General features: G+C 64.4%; 13 protein-coding genes. 9 read left to right on the forward strand and 4 right to left on the reverse strand.

What is annotated here, in order from left to right; translation table 11 throughout:
* The first annotated feature begins 35 nt into the window (after positions 1 to 35).
* Both ABQZ09_RS07580 and ABQZ09_RS07585 read left to right on the forward strand, forming a co-directional pair.
* Positions 36 to 929 carry a helix-turn-helix domain-containing protein gene (locus tag ABQZ09_RS07580; protein WP_047696928.1) on the forward strand — a complete coding sequence of 298 codons (894 nt, stop codon included), beginning with the start codon at positions 36 to 38 and terminating at the stop codon, positions 927 to 929.
* Positions 930 to 977: 48 nt separating this feature from the next.
* Positions 978 to 3,950 carry a TonB-dependent receptor plug domain-containing protein gene (locus tag ABQZ09_RS07585; protein WP_349776536.1) on the forward strand — a complete coding sequence of 991 codons (2,973 nt, stop codon included), beginning with the start codon at positions 978 to 980 and terminating at the stop codon, positions 3,948 to 3,950.
* Positions 3,951 to 4,479: 529 nt separating this feature from the next.
* Here ABQZ09_RS07585 and ABQZ09_RS07590 read toward each other — a convergent pair.
* Both ABQZ09_RS07590 and ppa read right to left on the reverse strand, forming a co-directional pair.
* Positions 4,480 to 5,595: an HDOD domain-containing protein gene (locus ABQZ09_RS07590; RefSeq protein WP_349776537.1), complete on the reverse strand. Its 1,116-nt coding sequence runs from the start codon at positions 5,593 to 5,595 to the stop codon at positions 4,480 to 4,482.
* Between the two features lie 146 nt (positions 5,596 to 5,741).
* Entirely contained in the window at positions 5,742 to 6,278 is a 537-nt protein-coding gene (gene ppa / locus ABQZ09_RS07595) for an inorganic diphosphatase (RefSeq protein ID WP_005990841.1), read from the reverse strand.
* A 197-nt stretch (positions 6,279 to 6,475) separates the two neighbouring features.
* On the opposite strand from ppa, the gene ABQZ09_RS07600 reads away from it, so the two are divergent.
* Positions 6,476 to 6,958 (forward strand): hypothetical protein, encoded by a 483-nt coding sequence (locus ABQZ09_RS07600; RefSeq protein WP_039407300.1) that lies wholly within the window; start codon positions 6,476 to 6,478, stop codon positions 6,956 to 6,958.
* A gap of 271 nt (positions 6,959 to 7,229) precedes the next feature.
* Here ABQZ09_RS07600 and ABQZ09_RS07605 read toward each other — a convergent pair whose 3' ends face one another.
* Positions 7,230 to 9,257 (reverse strand): sodium-translocating pyrophosphatase, encoded by a 2,028-nt coding sequence (locus ABQZ09_RS07605; RefSeq protein ID WP_039407303.1) that lies wholly within the window; start codon positions 9,255 to 9,257, stop codon positions 7,230 to 7,232.
* Between the two features lie 247 nt (positions 9,258 to 9,504).
* Here ABQZ09_RS07605 and ABQZ09_RS07610 point away from each other — a divergent pair, with 247 nt between their 5' ends.
* Together ABQZ09_RS07610 and ABQZ09_RS19875 are read left to right on the forward strand one after the other, a co-directional pair.
* Complete coding sequence (locus ABQZ09_RS07610; protein WP_349776538.1) at positions 9,505 to 10,029, forward strand: hypothetical protein; 525 nt, start codon at positions 9,505 to 9,507, stop codon at positions 10,027 to 10,029.
* Positions 10,030 to 10,221: 192 nt separating this feature from the next.
* Complete coding sequence (locus ABQZ09_RS19875) at positions 10,222 to 10,326, forward strand: hypothetical protein (protein ID WP_503018667.1); 105 nt, start codon at positions 10,222 to 10,224, stop codon at positions 10,324 to 10,326.
* Positions 10,327 to 10,584: 258 nt separating this feature from the next.
* Here the strand turns inward: ABQZ09_RS19875 and ABQZ09_RS07615 are convergent, their stop codons facing one another.
* The gene (locus ABQZ09_RS07615) at positions 10,585 to 11,841 is read right to left on the reverse strand and encodes a 6-phosphofructokinase (protein ID WP_039566137.1); all 1,257 of its coding nucleotides are present in this window, start codon (positions 11,839 to 11,841) and stop codon (positions 10,585 to 10,587) included.
* A gap of 159 nt (positions 11,842 to 12,000) precedes the next feature.
* On the opposite strand from ABQZ09_RS07615, the gene ABQZ09_RS07620 reads away from it, so the two are divergent.
* The 4 genes from ABQZ09_RS07620 to ABQZ09_RS07635 all read left to right on the forward strand — a co-directional run bounded on the left by ABQZ09_RS07620 (position 12,001) and on the right by ABQZ09_RS07635 (position 15,906).
* Positions 12,001 to 12,564 (forward strand): adenylate kinase, encoded by a 564-nt coding sequence (locus tag ABQZ09_RS07620; RefSeq protein WP_039407312.1) that lies wholly within the window; start codon positions 12,001 to 12,003, stop codon positions 12,562 to 12,564.
* Positions 12,565 to 12,910: 346 nt separating this feature from the next.
* Complete coding sequence (gene mpl / locus ABQZ09_RS07625) at positions 12,911 to 14,278, forward strand: UDP-N-acetylmuramate:L-alanyl-gamma-D-glutamyl-meso-diaminopimelate ligase (protein ID WP_349776539.1); 1,368 nt, start codon at positions 12,911 to 12,913, stop codon at positions 14,276 to 14,278.
* The gene (locus ABQZ09_RS07630) at positions 14,278 to 14,874 is read left to right on the forward strand and encodes an LON peptidase substrate-binding domain-containing protein (RefSeq protein WP_039566134.1); all 597 of its coding nucleotides are present in this window, start codon (positions 14,278 to 14,280) and stop codon (positions 14,872 to 14,874) included. Before mpl ends, ABQZ09_RS07630 begins: the two co-directional genes overlap by 1 nt.
* Before the next feature lie 147 nt (positions 14,875 to 15,021).
* Positions 15,022 to 15,906, forward strand: coding sequence for a bestrophin family protein (locus ABQZ09_RS07635; protein ID WP_039407319.1), 885 nt, complete (start codon positions 15,022 to 15,024; stop codon positions 15,904 to 15,906).
* Positions 15,907 to 16,543: the final 637 nt, after the last annotated feature.

The following is a 16,543-nucleotide window of genomic DNA, read 5'->3' on the forward strand; positions in this document are numbered from 1 at the left end:
ACACTACGCCCTCTTTTGTAAACGGGGCTGCCAACATGCAACAGGTCATCACTGCCGATCGCGGGCTCGCGCTGTCATTGGACGGCGCCAGCGAGTCGACCTCGACCACGTGTCTGGCAGTGTCGCGTCTGGGCAGCATCCGCACGACGTCCGCCACCTTCACGCTGTGGGTGCAGCTGCGCGGCCGTGCCTGGGTGGAATCCAAAGAGGGCCGCTTCCGTTTGCGTGCCGGCGACTGGATCGCCTTCGACAAGGATTCGCACCCCACCGTGCAGGCCGATCGCAGTGCCCTGTGCGTGGGCGTCAGCCTAGATGGCGACAGCCTGCAGTCGCTGGCCGAGTTGACCGATGCCACGCTCTATCCGGGGCGCAGCCACTTGTCGCGCAGCGATCTGCGCATCGCGTTACGGCTCTGGCGCAATGCGGCCCTGCAGAACGGTGGCGCGTCCGCGCGCCCGTTGTTGCTGCACCTGGCGGCGATGCAGCGCGACTTCATCGAACAGGAGCAGCGTTGCCCGGGTCGCTCGCGTAGCCGCCGCCGTCAGGTGTTCGGTCGCATGCAGCGTGCGCGGCTGTACCTGGAAGGCAACAGCGACCGGGTAGTACGCATCAGCGAACTGGCGCAGCTGACCAACTTCTCCAGCTGGTATGTCTCCAAGACCTTCCAGAGCCTGTATGAAGAGAGCCCGCAGGCCTTGTCGGCCCGCTTGCGTCTGGAGCGCGCCTCCGACCTGTTGCGCGATACCTCGATGATGATCGGCGAAGTGGCAGCGGCCAGCGGCTTCGACAATTGCTGCAGCTTTGCGCGTGCATTTCGTGCGCGCTTCGGTGTCTCTGCATCGCACTACCGCGACCAGGCGACCAATCCGCCAGATTCGGCAAAGCCACGTAACGTGACGCGCAAAGCGACGGCGTTCACGCAATCGTAATTTGCACAGGGGCGCTTAACGCGCCACTAACGAACCCTGGAGAGATTGATGAACCTTCGCACTTCCGCAGTGCGGCTGGGCCTTTTGCCCGCCGGTATTGCGATCGCGTTGACGCCGGCTTTTGCCGCCAATGCACAAGAGCAGTCCGCCGCCCCGTCGACCACGACGCTGGACCGCATCGAAATCACCGGCTCGCGCATTCGCTCGGTCGACGTCGAAACCGCACAGCCGGTGTTCACCGTTAGCCAGCAGGACATCCAGAAGTCCGGCCTGGTGAGCGTTGGCGACATCCTCCAGAACCTGTCGATCGCCGGTACGCAGACTTACAGCAAGGCCGCCGTGCTGACATCCGATCCGGAACAGGGCGGCCAGTACGTCAATCTCTACAACCTGAACGAAAACCGCACCCTGGTGTTGGTGAATGGCAAGCGTTGGACCAGCAGCCTGAACGGCCTGACCGACATGTCCACCATTCCCAGCTCGCTGATCGAGCGCATCGAAGTCCTGAAGGACGGCGCCTCGGCGATCTACGGCTCCGACGCCGTGGCCGGCGTGGTCAACATCATCCTGCGCCAGAACTATGACGGCGCGGAAGCGTCGGCGTATTTCGGCCAGAACGGTCGTGGCGACGGTTCCAAGGAGCAGTACTCCTTCACCGCCGGCACCACCACCGACCGTGCCTCGCTGGTATTCGGTGCCAACTACACCAGCGAAGATCCGGTGTGGGCCAAGGATCGCGCGCTGACCCGTTATTCGGCCGGCCCGAACCACATCGAAGACAGCCTGAGCGCGACCGGCCCGTGGGGCCGCTTCAACGATCCACGCGCGGTGGGTACGCCGGGCGCGGGCAACTATCTCGACACTGACGGCAATGTCGTCGGTGCCGGCCAAGGCACGTGGTCGCCCAACCAGTGGGTGCTCAACCACACCGGTTCGTTTGACGGCAAGGGCGTCGGCGCTGATTCACGCAGCCTGTCGAACTATCACGTTGGCGCAGGTGTAGACGACTACTACAACTCCGTCGACCAGATGATGTTGCAGCAGTCCAGCAAGAATAAGTCGGTTTTCACCACCGGCAGCTACAACCTCACCGACAACATCACCTTCAAGTCAACGGCGATGTATTCGGAACGTACGTCCAACCGTCAGATTGCCGGGTATCCGCTGCAGGCAACGTCGCAGCCGCAGTTCCCGGTGGCCATCAGTGGCAGCAGCTACTACAACCCGATGGGCCAGGACATCACCAGCTGGTTCCGTCGCACCGTCGAACTGCCGCGCACCACCGAAAGCAACGTCAAGACCCTGCACTTCGATGCGGCGCTGGAAGGCGTGTTCGACGTTGGCAGCCACGGCTGGAACTGGGACGTGGGCTTCAACTACAACAAGTACGATGTGACGCAGGTGTCGCGCGGCAACATCAACTTGCTGGCGCTGCAGAAGGCACTGGGCCCGTCGTTCCTCAATGCGCAGGGTCAGGTGCAGTGCGGTACCGCAGCGGCTCCGATCGCTCTGGGTACCAGCAATGCGCTGGGCCAGTGCACCCCGTTCAACATCCTGGGTGGCCCGTCGGCCTCCACGCCGAACGCGCTGCAGTACATCAATGCGCTGGGTCAGGCAACGCAGCAGAGCCTGAGCAAGCAGTGGACCGCCAACGTCACCGGTGGCCTGTTCGATCTGCCGGCCGGTGAGCTGGGCTTCGCCGCAGGCGTCGAGCACCGCGAAATCAGCGGTTACGACTACCCCGATCAGCTGTCCAGCGCCGGTTACACCACCGACCTGGCTGCACAGGCCACCGAAGGTCGCTACCAGACCAACGAAGCCTACCTGGAACTGTTGATCCCGGTGTTGAAGGATCTCCCGGGCGCCAAGGAACTGTCGTTCGACGTGGCTGCGCGTTACAGCAACTACAGCCGTTTCGGTGACACCACCAACAGCAAGTTCAGCTTCACCTGGAAGCCGATCGACGACCTGCTGGTGCGTGGTACCTACGGCACCGGGTTCCGTGCGCCGACGCTGTCGGACACCTTCGGTGGCGGTTCGCAGACGTTCGATACCTTCACCGATCCGTGCGACGCCACCTTCGGCTCGCTGGGCAATGCAGGCGTGGCAGCACGCTGCGCCGGCGAAGGCCTGCCGGCCGGCTACCGTCAGACCGACACCGCGGGCAACCCGGTGACCCGTCGCGACGTGCAGGGCAACGCGCCGTTCAATTCGGGCGTGGGCAATGCCGAGCTGGAGCCGGAATACAGCATCACCCGTACCGTGGGCATGGTGTACAGCCCGCATTGGGTGCAGGGTCTGGATTTCTCGCTGGACTGGTACCGCATCTCGATCTCCAACATCATCACTTCGCTCACTGCCAATGATGTGTTGAACAACTGCTACCTCAACAACCTGGCCAGCTACTGTGCCGACTACGGTCGCGACCCGATCAGCGGTCAGGTCACCACGCTGAGCCGCGGCAACGTCAACCTGGGTCGTCTGGAAACCGAAGGCTACAACTTCGGCGTGCGTTACCGCATGCCGGAGACCGCCTACGGCAAGTTCGCCGTCAACCTGGACACCAACTACCTGGCAACCTACAAGTCGCAGGCGGAAGCCGGCGCCGAGTGGGCAAACGCGGCCGGTTATTGGAACTTCCCGCGCGTGCGTGCCACCTTGGGTCTGGACTGGTCGCTGGGTTCGCTGTCGGCCAACTGGAACCTGCGTTACTACGGCGGTTTCCGTGATTACTGCTGGGATGCAGCGGCAGGCATCGAGTGCAACAACCCGAACTACCAGACGCCGAATCCGGGCTGGGGCGGTGGCACCGGTTCCAACAAGAAGGGCTCGATCTCCTACCAGGACGTCTCGGTCACCTGGCAGGCTCCGTGGGATGGCAGCGTGACCGTCGGCGCCCGCAACATCTGGAACAAGCAGCCGCCGATCACCTACTCGATCACCAACAGCAGCACCGCGGCGATCGATCCGATGCTCGACTACGACCGCTTCCTGTTCGTGCAGTACAACCAGCGCTTCTGATCATCGAAGCGATGTAAGTGTGTCGAAAAAAGCGGGCCGAAAGGCCCGCTTTTTTTGTGCCCGCCACTGAGCATGCCTTCTGTGCGGCGGGCCTATGAGGCGCGCTGGTGAGCGCCAAGCTGCTGCATCTCCGGTGCGACGTACGCGCTGCTCCAGCGCTAAGGGGGCTCGCTGCGCACACCATTGCGGTGCGTGGGGGATTTGCGAGCATCCGACTGCGCACGAGCAGTCCGATATGGACTGATGCCAGTTACCAGCGTCACCACCGCAGGTGCCTGAAGCCATGGCTGGTGCCATGCTTGGTCCAGAGGCCAATCGCTACCGCGTTGGATCGATTCGGCTGCGTTTGTTGCAGGGTCTGCATATCCGTGGGGTCCTGCCAATCGCGGAGTTGCTGACCTTGCAGGCCGGCATCCTGCAGATGCGCATCGGGCATCCCGCCCGCGTCACGCGGTGGCGAAACGCCAAAGAAAAAGGCGCGATGTCATCGCGCCTTTCGTCCTTCAATCGCTGCCTTCACCGTCGCCGCTTACGCTTCGGCAAGCCCCAGCAAGGTATCGGCCTGTTCGCGCCAGGCCGGCAGGCGGGTGATCACCCCCACCTTGGACAGATACTCTTCGTCCACCGCTTCGCCGCTGGCCAAGGCGGTGGCCACGTGCACCGCGCCGGTGACCCAGAAGCTGCGCAGGCTGGAGCGCTGCGGATGCCGATGGAACGCCACTGCCTCGATGATCGGCATCGGCAGGCCCCACAGGCCCAGCAGATACGCGCCGGCTTCAGTGTGACCCAGACGCTCGTCGCCGCCTTCCAGCAGCGGCTCGCGCTCGTCGCGCACGCCGGGCAGCAACAGGCCGATATCAGCCAGCAGGGCCGCCGTGGACCCCAACTCTGCACTGGTCGGTGGCAACACTTTTGCTGCCAGTCGCGAAGAGAGCAGGGCGCGACGCTGCATTGCGCTACGCTCGGCCGGGGTCAATGTCTGTACCGAGAAGACTTCGCTGGCCAGCACCAGGTCGCGCAAGGTTGCCACGCCCAGACGGGTCACCGCGGTCCGCAGGTCGGTGATGCTGCGGCCGCCGGAAAAGAACGCCGAATTGCACAATTGCAGCACCTTGGCTGCAATCGCCGGGTCGCCGGCGATCAACTTGGCGATGTCGGCCGCATCGGCGACATCGTCTTCTTCCAGCGCGTGCATCAGACTCAGATACAGATGCGGCGGCGAGGGCAGCTTTTCGATGCGCCCGATAGCCGCGCGCAAGCGCGGGTTGCTGAGCAGATCGCGCAGTTCTTCCAGGCTGGTTACCGCCTCGAGCAGCACTTCCGGGGCCAGCGGCATCGGCAGAAAACGATGGGCCACGCCAATGATGCGGGCCGGCGGCGTGCGCTGGCCATCCTGGGCATCGATCAGCGCGATCCGGATGGTATCCGGGCGCAAGGTGCGGATCTGCCCCAGCAGGGTAGCGGCAGTCAGGTCCGGCAGCACCGGTGCAACGATGACCGCATCGAACGGCGACAACGCGGCAGCTTCGATCGCCGAATTTCCATCGGCCACCTGCTGCGCCTGCCACTGATCGCCGAGATCGGCGACATAGTCGATCAGGTCGGACGGAAGACTGGCTTCGTCCCCAACAAACAGAATACGCAAGACACTTCCCCAGAAGTCACCGGCGGCAGACGCCGGCCAAACGCAGTCGTCAAATGTACCCAATCTGCCGAAGGCGGTCACCGGGATCACGGCAAAAGCGTGATCCCGGTCGCTCCGCAGTGCGGAGCAGTGTCACAGCCAACGGCTCAGGGCGCGTCGGAATTATAGCGTTCGACCGACTCGACCAGGATGCGCTTGGCCTCGGCCGCGCCGCCCCAACCGTCGAGCTTGACCCACTTGCCCTTCTCCAGGTCCTTGTAATGCTCGAAGAAGTGGCCGATGCGCTCCATCCAGTGGCTAGAGACCTGGTTGATGTCTTCGATGTGCGCGTAGCCGGAGAAGATCTTCTCGATCGGCACCGCCAGGATCTTTTCGTCGCTGCCCGCTTCGTCGCTCATGCGCAATACGCCGACCGGACGGCAGCGCACCACCGAGCCCGGGACCAGCGGCAGCGGCAGCACCACCAGCACATCGGCCGGGTCGCCATCGCCGCACAGGGTGTTGGGCACGTAGCCGTAGTTGCAGGGGTAACGCATCGGGGTCGACAGGATGCGGTCCACGAAGATCGCGCCGCTGGCCTTGTCCACTTCGTACTTGACCGGCTCCGAATCCTTGGGGATTTCGATGACTACATTGATTTCTTCCGGCAGATTCTTGCCAGAGGTGACCAGTTCAAGGCCCATGCGGGTAGCTCCGAGACGTCAGCAGTGTGTGGAGCGCGATTCTACGCGTTCGGCTGTTGCGCTGCAGCGACACTGAATGGGCAGTCTTCTGAGGGGGCGATGCGGCATAGCCTGCATTCATCGCGAGTGGCTTCCCGATCGTTGGGAACGGGCCGGCGGCGCAGGCTGCAGGCTCATCCACCGCTCGGGAAATCATCATGACCAGGCTCACGCGTTTGCTCGTCGTCTTGCTGCTGTCTCTCGCTGCACAGGTTGCCGCCGCGGCAACACTGCCGCCAACGTATGTCGATGCGGTTGACTGGCCGGCCAATGGCGAGGGCTGGGAGCCGTTCATCGATCTGGAGCAGCGGCTTGACCGGGATTTCGACGACATCTGCGGCGACACCTTCTGCGGTGGCGAGTTCAGCGACTACCAACCGCTACGCTTTCGCTGCTCGGTCCACCGCGTCACCGGCGTGGTGCGTAGCTGCATCTGGACCTTCGGTGCAAGCGAGGTCAGCATCGACCCTGGCAGTGGCTACCTGCGTTCGGACAGCCGAGTCTGGCGTTGCACGGCGCCCTTGAAGGCCGGTACCCACCTAGACGAGCTGTATCGCACGTTGGCGGTGACCAATCCGCTGTTCGAACCGTTGCCGGGCGGCGCACCGCCGATTTACGACGGCTTGATCGGCTGCCTGTGACCGATGATCGCGGGGCGCGCTTTTCGGGCGAGTCAGGGCTCTCCAGCCAGAGCCGCGTGTCCGGCGGCAGGTGATTGGTGACACGACGGGACCATCGTCATGCGGGTCGGCCCTGCCTGGGCGCAGGCGCGGGCAGGGACCCTGGCTCCGCCCTGGCGCTCCAAGCGTTGCCCTTGATCGCCATAGGGCTGCACAGGCCGCAGGCTCCGTGCCTGCGGCCTGTGCAGCCGGTGACGTGGCGCCAGGTCTCGCAACCTCGGTTGCCACCTGCCTACAGCAGCGGCACCAGCAGCAAGGCCACGATATTGATGATCTTGATCAAAGGGTTGATGGCCGGCCCTGCGGTGTCCTTGTAAGGGTCACCCACGGTGTCGCCGGTGATTGCCGCCTTGTGCGCCTCGCTGCCCTTGCCGCCGAAGTGACCATCCTCGATGTACTTCTTGGCATTGTCCCAAGCGCCGCCGCCGGTCGTCATCGAAATTGCCAGGAACAGGCCGGTGACAATCGTGCCGATCAGCAAACCGCCCAACGCGCGTGGTCCGAGCAGTAATCCGACCACGACCGGAACCACGACCGGCAACAGCGAAGGCACGATCATTTCGCGGATGGCCGAGCGGGTCAGCATGTCCACCGCACGGTCATATTGCGGCCTGGCGGTGCCGGCCATGATGCCGGGGATCTCGCGGAACTGGCGGCGTACTTCTTCCACCACTGCACCTGCAGCGCGGCCGACTGCTTCCATCGCCATCGCACCGAACAGATACGGAATCAATCCACCGATCAGCAATCCGATGATCACCGTGTGGTCGGACAGGTCGAAGGCGAAGACCTGGCCGGGATTGGCGGCCTGCAGGTTGTGGGTGTAGTCGGCAAACAGCACCAGCGCTGCAAGTGCGGCCGAGCCGATCGCATAGCCCTTGGTGACCGCCTTGGTGGTGTTGCCCACCGCATCCAGCGGGTCGGTGATATCGCGCACCTCCGGCGGCAGCTCGGCCATCTCCGCGATGCCACCGGCGTTGTCGGTGATCGGGCCATAGGCGTCAAGCGCCACGATCATGCCGGCCATCGACAGCATTGCCGTGGCGGCGATCGCAATGCCGTACAGGCCTCCAAAGTGGAACGCACCCCAGATGGCCGCACACACTGCAATGACCGGCAGCGCGGTGGACTTCATCGAGATGCCGAGTCCGGCGATGATGTTGGTGCCATGGCCGGTGGTACTCGCCGCTGCAACGTGCTGCACCGGTGTGTATTGCGTGCCCGTGTAGTACTCGGTGATCCACACGATCAGCCCGGTAAGTACCAGGCCGATCAGCGCGCAGGCATACAATGCGGCAGCGCCATGGAGGTTGTCGCGCATCAGCGACTGGGTGATCGGCCAGTAGGCCAGCGCAGCCAGCACGCCTGACACGATCACGCCCTTGTAAAGCGCTCCCATGATCGAGCCACCGGCTTTGACCTTGACGAACGTGGCGCCCACGATCGAAGCGATGATCGACACGCCACCGAGCACCAGCGGATACAGCACGGCGTGCGGGCCGGTCTCGGCCAGCGTCAGGCTGCCGAGCAGCATCGTGGCGATCACGGTGACCGCATAGGTCTCGAACAGATCCGCGGCCATGCCGGCGCAGTCGCCCACGTTGTCGCCGACATTGTCCGCAATCACCGCCGGGTTGCGCGGGTCGTCCTCGGGAATGCCGGCTTCGACCTTGCCGACCAGGTCCGCGCCCACGTCAGCGCCCTTGGTGAAGATGCCGCCGCCCAGGCGCGCGAAGATCGAAATCAACGACGACCCGAAGGCCAGCCCGACCAATGCATGCAGGTTCTGCTCCAACGGCAGTCCCATGGCCTGCAGCACCGCGTAATAGCCGGCCACGCCGAGCAGGCCCAGCCCCACCACCAGCATCCCGGTGATCGCGCCGCCGCGGAACGCCACATCCATCGCCTTGCCGATCCCCTGCCGCGCGGCCTCGGCGGTGCGCACATTGGCACGCACCGAGACATTCATTCCGATATAGCCGGCCAGCCCCGACAACACGGCACCCAGTGCGAACCCGATTGCGGTGTACCAGCTCAGAAAGAGTCCGACCAACACGAACAGCACACCACCGGCAATCGAGATGGTGAGGTACTGCCGGTTGAGATACGCGCGTGCACCTTCCTGGATCGCCGCGGCGATCTCCTGCATTCGCGTGTTGCCGCTCGGCTGGGCGACCACCCAGCGCGCCGACACGATTCCATAGACGATTGCCAAGACCGCACAACCCAGCGCGAGCAACAACCCGTAGTGTTCCAGCATGACCCCTCCCAGAGAATGGATGTCATCCGGTCGGGATGAACCAGGGGCGATGCACACGACGAGTGACAGCCAATACGGACTCGACGGCCGCAAGGGCCACAATGCGCGTCGCGATGTTCAGGTGGCCGGATCGCGATCGAGTATGCGCCGCGACTTGCAGACCTGCCACCCTCAGGGCTTTGGCGCGTGGTTCAGTTGTCACGTGACAGCCTGCGGCCAACGTGATCGAGCCGATCCAGGAGTCTCCATGTCGAACCCTACCGCGTCCAGGCATGCCGCGCTGCTTGCCACCCTGCTGCTGACCGGCAGCGCATTCGCTGCAGAGCCTGCGCCAGAATTGAAGGCGCGGGCACCCGGCACCGCGCAAGCGGTTGGCGCCGCGCACACCTTGCGTCAGATCCCGGAAGCCTGCGCGCGCCTTGAAGGCGTGTTCACCGGCAATGCCACGCAGCCGTACACCTTGTCTGTGGTGCGGAGCAGCCCCAACTGCCAACCCCGCGCGCGGTTCGTGGACTACGCCAAGGCCGCTCCCGGCGTCGCGTCGGGCTGGATCTATAATGACGTGATCCGCGTCCCCAGCGCCGCCTGCCCAAGCCAGCAGGCAGTGGTGCGCATCTGGCGCAAGCCGGTGGACGCCAAGCCGCAACTCGACGGCCAGGGCCAGTCGCGCATCTATCTGGAAGACGCCAAGCAGCAGGCCGCTGCAGGCAAGATGCCGCAGGTGCCGATGTTCGCCGCACAGCAAGTCATGGAAGGCAAGGCCTGCCAGTGAGGTAAAGTCGGGTGACTGCAGGGATACCGCCCCTCGCGCGCCCATGGAGCAGGGGACCGCTTAGACGACTGGTTTCTTGGCAGTAACGCCAACCCAATGCCCGGCTGATGACTGCTGCCAGGCAGTGCCAGTGCTGGGCGAGGCGTTCTTCGACGGTCATCGCGGGCAAAGGCGCAAGTCGGACTTCGCAGGCTGGTCGGCAAGGCATCCAGCACCGATCTGGTCGCCGGCGGTGACCGTCTCAACGCACCACGCGGATGGATCACGCTGGGCATCAACGTGGGGATGGCGCCATAACGCCGCTCGCCGGATCGAGGCGCGAGGCACAGCTTGACGGGCATCTGTCGCTGCCGGCGTCCTGGCGCCGAGCTGCAATGCGAAAACATCGGCGCGCCGCTCGGCTGCCTGCTACTGGTCTAGCCTGAAGGCGTCCCTGAAAGGGAAAGGCCGATATCGACGGACCATCAAACTGCGTTACCGAAGCCAGCGTATGCCAGCGTCTGCCGGTCTTGGTGCCGACGCATCGGCCCCATGAGCACAGCCGCCTGCCTGAGCTCAGCCCTCCCACACCGGCAACTTCTTCGTCACCGCCACATTCTTCAGGCTGACGTATTTCGGCAACCCATCGCTACCGTAGGCCAGCGGGGCTTCGCCCTTGATCAACGGGGTGAAGTAGCGGCGCGCCTTCTCGGTGATGCCGAAGCCGTCCTTGCGCAGGAAGCTGGGCGGCATCTTCTTTTCGTGGTTGGCCACCTTGTGCAGGGGGGCGGGCACGATCTTCCAGCGGTACGGGGCATCGCTGACGCGTTCGATCACCGGGATGACGGCATTCATGCCCTTGAGCGCGTACTGCACGGCGGCCTTGCCGACGGCTTGTGCCTGTTCCCAATCGGTCTTTGATGCCAGGTGGCGTGCAGAGCGTTGCAGGTAGTCGGGCAGCGTCCAGTGCACCTTGTAGCCGAGTTCCTGTTTGACCTGCGCTGCCAGGAAGGAAGCGACGCCGCCGAGTTGTGCGTGGCCGAACGAGTCGGCCGCGCCGCCTGCGTCGGCGACGAACTTGCCGTGCGCGTCCTGGATGCCTTCGCTGGCCACCACCACGCACCAGCCGACCTTGTCCACCACCTGCTTCACCTTGGCCAGGAAGGCGGCCTGATCAAAGGCGCGTTCGGGCAGCAGGATGATCTGCGGTGCGTCGTCGGGGCCTTGCCCGGCCAGGCCTGCCGCGGCGGCAAGCCAACCGGCGTGGCGGCCCATCGCTTCATAGATGAAGACCTTGGTGGAGGTGTCGGCCATGGCGGCGACATCCAGTGCGGCCTCGCGCACCGACACCGCGGTGTACTTGGCCGCGGAGCCGAAGCCGGGGCAGGTGTCGGTCACCGCCAGGTCGTTGTCGATGGTCTTGGGCACGCCGATGCAGTGCAGCGGGTAGCCGTAGGCCTTGGCGAGTTGCGAAACCTTCCAGGCGGTGTCGGCCGAGTCGTTGCCGCCGTTGTAGAGGAACCAGCGCACGTCGTGCGCGCGTAGCACCTCGAGCAGGCGCTCGTACTTGGCGCTGTCTTCTTCCAGCGACTTGAGCTTGTAACGGCACGAGCCGAAGGCACCGCCCGGTGTCTGCGCCAGGGCGGCAATGGCTGCAGCGGATTCCTTGGAGGTGTCGATCAGTTCCTCGCGCAGCGCGCCCAGGATGCCGTTGCGGGCGGCCAGCACCTTGACCTTGCGCGCACGCGCCTCGGTGATCACGCCGGCGGCGGTGGCGTTGATGACAGCAGTGACGCCGCCGGATTGGGCATACAACAAGTTGCCAGTGGTCATAGGGGGACAGGCTCCTCACATGGAAACATGGCGCAGGGGACAGTGCCGGGACATTCCCCGGATGCGGTAAGCTGCACGACCATACGGTCAGCGCTGGCGAAGGCTCGAGTCTAACGCCGCCAACCGCAACGCGTTTTTATTCGAAAGTGGAGTCCACTGATGCGATTGGTTCTGTTGGGACCGCCCGGTTCGGGCAAGGGCACCCAGGCGACACGTCTCAAAGACACGTTTGACATCCCGCACATTTCCACCGGCGACCTGTTGCGCGCCGAAGTGGCCGCCGGCTCGCCGCTGGGGCTGAAGGCAAAGGAAGTGATGGCGCGCGGCGACCTGGTCTCCGACGACATCCTGCTCGGCATGCTGGAAGCGCGCCTGGGCCAGGCCGATGTGGCCAAGGGTTTCATCCTGGACGGCTACCCGCGCAACGTGGCCCAGGCCAATGCGCTGGATGCATTGCTCAGCAAGATCGGGCAGCCGCTGGATGCCGTGGTACAGCTGGACGTGGCCAGCGAATTGCTTGTCGAGCGTATCGCAGGGCGTGCCAAGGCCGAAGGCCGCGAAGACGACAACCCGGAATCGGTGCGCAAGCGCCTGCAGGTCTATACCGACTCCACCGCACCGGTGATTGGCTTCTATGAGCAGCGCGGCAAGCTGGCACGCGTGGATGGCGTGGGCTCGCTGGATGAAGTGCTGGAGCGCATCAGCAAGGCGCTCGGCCGCTGAGTCGCCACGGACCGGGCGCAAGGCCCGGTCCTTTGCAGTCGCCACGCCTGCCGCGCTGCGATCGGCGCCCGCAATCGGTTCGCCCAAAAGAAAACCCCGGCCGTACAAGACGACCGGGGCAGAATAACGCCAGTAATGGGCTTGCTCAGAGCCCCGACAGCATGAGCTCCCTGGGGATTTGGCCTCTTGGGGAGTAGGACCAAAGGGCGCTGCGACCGGCGTTCAGCATAGTGATGGATGTGACGCAGTTTGCATATCGGGAAATTCCCGACAGTACGGTAGGGGTTTCCTGACGGCTGGACGTGGCGCGGACTGGAATGTCCCGCAACTCCGGTGATCGGCGACAATGTACGGCATGACCAAACTCCACATCCTCGGCATCGCCGGGACTTTCATGGGCGGTGTGGCCGCCCTGGCGCGTGAGCTGGGCTGGCAGGTGGAAGGCAGCGATCAGGCCATCTATCCGCCGATGTCCACCCAGCTGGAAACGCTGGGAATCGCGCTGGCCCAGGGCTACGCGCCAGCCAATATTTCCTCCGATGCCGCCGAGGTGGTGATCGGCAATGCCTTGTCGCGCGGAAACCCGGCGGTGGAGGCAGTGCTCGATGCCGGCCGGCGTTACAGCTCCGGCGCCCAATGGCTGGCCGAGCAGGTATTGCCGGGCCGCGACACGCTGGCGGTCGCCGGCACCCATGGCAAGACCACCACCACCACCATCCTGAGCTACCTGCTGGAGGCGGCCGGGCGTGCGCCGGGCTTTCTGATCGGTGGGGTGGCCGAAGATTTCGGCGTGTCGGCACGGCTGGGCCAGGGGCGCGAATTCGTGGTGGAAGCCGACGAGTACGACACCGCGTTCTTCGACAAGCGCAGCAAGTTCGTGCACTACCGGCCGCTGGTGGCGATCCTCAACAACCTGGAATACGACCACGCCGATATCTTCCCGGACGTGGCGGCGATCCAGCGCCAGTTCCATCATCTGGTGCGCACGGTACCGGCGCGTGGCCGGCTGATCGTCAACGGCGAGGACGCGCGCCTGGCCGAGGTGTTGGCGATGGGCTGCTGGACGCCGGTGGAACGCTTCGGGTTCGACGCAGCGCTGGAGTGGAGTGCACGCCTGATCGAAGCCGATGGCAGCGTGTTTGCGGTACTGCATCGTGGCGTGGAGATCGGTCAGGTGCGCTGGCCGCTGGTGGGCCGGCACAACGTACTCAACGGCCTGGCTGCCCTGGCGGCCGTGCATGCGGTGGGCGTGGATCCGGCGACGGTGATGCCGGCGCTGGCACGTTTTCAGAGCGTCAAGCGGCGGCTGGAAGTGCTGGGCCGGGCGCGCGACATCACTGTCTACGATGACTTTGCACATCATCCCACCGCCATTGCGACCACCTTGCAGGGGCTGCGCGCGAAAGTGGGTGCGGCGCGCGTGCTGGTGGCGATGGAGCCGCGCAGCAACTCGATGCGGCTGGGCGCGCACGCGCAGGCGTTGGCGCCGTCGTTGCACGACGCCGATGCGGTGGTGTTCCTGCATCGGCCCGAGTTGCCCTGGGATGCGGCGCCGATCATCGCGCAGGTGCGTGGCGACGCACGCGTGGCGCACGATGTGGACGCATTGCTGCAGACACTCGGCCACATTGCGCAGCCGGGGGACCATGTGGTGTTCATGTCCAATGGCGGGTTCGATGGTGCGCCGCGTCGTTTTCTGGCGCAGTTGTCCTGATGGCACCGATCACCGCCAGTGCCGAAACCAGCGCCCTGCCGCTGTTTCCGCTGCACAACGTGTTGTTGCCCGGCGCTGCGATGGGACTGCGCGTGTTCGAACGCCGCTACCTGGATTTGGTGCGCGAATGCGGGCGCAACGGCACCAGTTTCGGTGTGTGCCTGATTCTGGACGGCAACGAAGTCGGGGCGCCGGCAACGCCGGCCGCATTTGGCACCGAAGTGCGCATCGAGGATTTCGATGTCGGCGCCGATGGGGTGCTGGTGCTCCGGCTGCGTGGCACGCGGCGCTTTCATGTACAGCGCTCACGTATCCGCGACAACGGTCTGGTGGTGGGCGAGGTGAGCTGGTGCGAGCCCGACCCCGACGACGAATTGCGCCCCGAGCATGGCCTGTTGGCAACCGTGCTGGAGCGCATGCTCGAGCAAGTCGGGGGCGAATTCGCATCGGTGGGCCCGGGCCTGCTGGATCAGTCTGCGTGGGTGGGGTGGCGGCTGGCCGAGCTGTTGCCGTTGACCGAACAACAACGTCTATCGCTGCTGCAGCAGGACGATCCGCATCGGCGCCTGGACCAGTTGCTGGACTGGATGCCGTAAGCGAGCCATGCGCCTGCGCGCGTGCTTCCCTCACCGCGCTTGCACCGCTGCAACGGCACACTCGCCGCGCTTGAGTGCGCTAGCGATGGCATCCACGCACCGGATGCGCGTCATCGCGGCACGCGCTATCAATCCACGGAGTGAGCCTTGATCATCGATGTCAAACCGCGTGTGGCGGATGTGTTCAACCAGGTCTGGCGGACCCTGGCCGTCTTGTTCGTCTGGGACGTATTGATCACGATCATCTATTACGTGCTGCCATTCCGGGCGCCCGCCTTGCCGTTGACTATCTTCGGTTCGGCGTTGGCGCTGTTCCTGGGCTTTCGCGCCAATTCCACCTATCAACGCTGGTGGGAAGGGCGGGTGCTATGGGGCCAGATGATCAACGCATCGCGCAACCTGGTGCGTCTGAGTGTGAGCATCCTGTCCGCGCCGGAAGCTGCAGCGCTGGGGCGCACGATTGCGCTGCGACAGATCGCCTATGTCAACGCATTGCGCTGCCAGCTGCGTCGCCTGCCGGTTGCGATGGCCCTGGAGCCGCGCCTGGACGCCGATGAAGTGGCCGCGGTAGTCACGCGTACCAACGTGGCCAACGGTCTGCTCGATACCACCGGACGCAGTGTGGAGCAGGCGCGACGTGATGGCTGGATCGACAGCATCCAGCAGGCCAGCGTGGAGCGCATCCTGGTGGACATCGCCAATGCGCAAGGCGGAATGGAACGCCTGAAAAATACGCCGCTGCCGTATCAATATCGCTTCTATCCCAACCTGTTTACGCGGCTGTTCTGCGTGCTGCTGCCGATCGGTCTGGTGGAGACGTTGCAATACGCCACGCCGGTGGGATCGACAGTGGCCGGGCTGATGTTCCTGGCCGTTCTCAAGATCGGCGACGAGCTGGTCGACCCATTTGCCAACACCATCCACGATCTGCCGCTGGACACCATGTGCCGCACGGTTGAAATCGATGCGCTGCAGGCCATCGGCGAGCCGGCGCCGGAGCCGATGCAGCCGGTGGATGGCGTGTTGTGGTGAGTGTTTGCGCTTGCCCAACGGGATCATCCGAACGGCGCTAAGGCGCATTGGCCTGGTTGCCTCAAGAGGTGGTTTGGCGGTGCGGATGGTTTTAGCGCGCCGGATCTGTTGCTTGACTGCAGGGCCAGTCGAAATGGTGGCTCTGGATGGATCTCAACCAGCGATTAGCAAGCTGGCGATGCGGCGTATTTGCTCTTCAACAAGACCGCCGGCCAACTGTCTGGTGCGGTGGGGGCACCGCGCACTCGACCGGACTTGAACATCGGCAAGCGATCGCTATACGCACGATGCAGGCATCTCGACCTGATTGCTCATGACGGACAGATCAGGCGCAGAGCGGATGGTCTGCGCCTTCGCTGCAGGGCCCTTGCCCGCCCACCATCGCAGGACACGCCGCAAGTACGTCCCTGTAGGCTCCGTGGCGGCATCCATGCCGCCAAGGGTCCCGCGACGGTGGGCGGGCAAGGACCAGTGGAGTTGGTCGGTCTGCATGGATTTCAACAGCGACTGGCAAGATGCGACGCGGTGTCTTTGCTTTTCAACAAAACCACCAACCAACCGTCTGGCGTGGTGTCCTCGCCGATTGCGGGACCGTGTGGCGGCATGGATGCCGCCACCGAGCCTACAGGGACGTACT

Origin of the sequence: Xanthomonas sp. WHRI 6106 (assembly GCF_040202405.1) — a bacterium.
GTDB lineage: Bacteria > Pseudomonadota > Gammaproteobacteria > Xanthomonadales > Xanthomonadaceae > Xanthomonas > Xanthomonas cannabis.

Excerpts from the sequence above, each read along its gene's own strand:
- ABQZ09_RS07580 (WP_047696928.1), top strand. The coding sequence starts at position 36 with ATGCAACAGGTCATCACTGCCGATCGCGGGCTCGCGCTGTCATTGGAC.
- ABQZ09_RS07585 (WP_349776536.1), top strand. The coding sequence starts at position 978 with ATGAACCTTCGCACTTCCGCAGTGCGGCTGGGCCTTTTGCCCGCCGGT.
- ppa (WP_005990841.1), bottom strand. The coding sequence starts at position 6,278 with ATGGGCCTTGAACTGGTCACCTCTGGCAAGAATCTGCCGGAAGAAATC.
- ABQZ09_RS07600 (WP_039407300.1), top strand. The coding sequence starts at position 6,476 with ATGACCAGGCTCACGCGTTTGCTCGTCGTCTTGCTGCTGTCTCTCGCT.
- ABQZ09_RS07605 (WP_039407303.1), bottom strand. The coding sequence starts at position 9,257 with ATGCTGGAACACTACGGGTTGTTGCTCGCGCTGGGTTGTGCGGTCTTG.
- ABQZ09_RS07610 (WP_349776538.1), top strand. The coding sequence starts at position 9,505 with ATGTCGAACCCTACCGCGTCCAGGCATGCCGCGCTGCTTGCCACCCTG.
- ABQZ09_RS07615 (WP_039566137.1), bottom strand. The coding sequence starts at position 11,841 with ATGACCACTGGCAACTTGTTGTATGCCCAATCCGGCGGCGTCACTGCT.
- ABQZ09_RS07620 (WP_039407312.1), top strand. The coding sequence starts at position 12,001 with ATGCGATTGGTTCTGTTGGGACCGCCCGGTTCGGGCAAGGGCACCCAG.
- mpl (WP_349776539.1), top strand. The coding sequence starts at position 12,911 with ATGTACGGCATGACCAAACTCCACATCCTCGGCATCGCCGGGACTTTC.
- ABQZ09_RS07630 (WP_039566134.1), top strand. The coding sequence starts at position 14,278 with ATGGCACCGATCACCGCCAGTGCCGAAACCAGCGCCCTGCCGCTGTTT.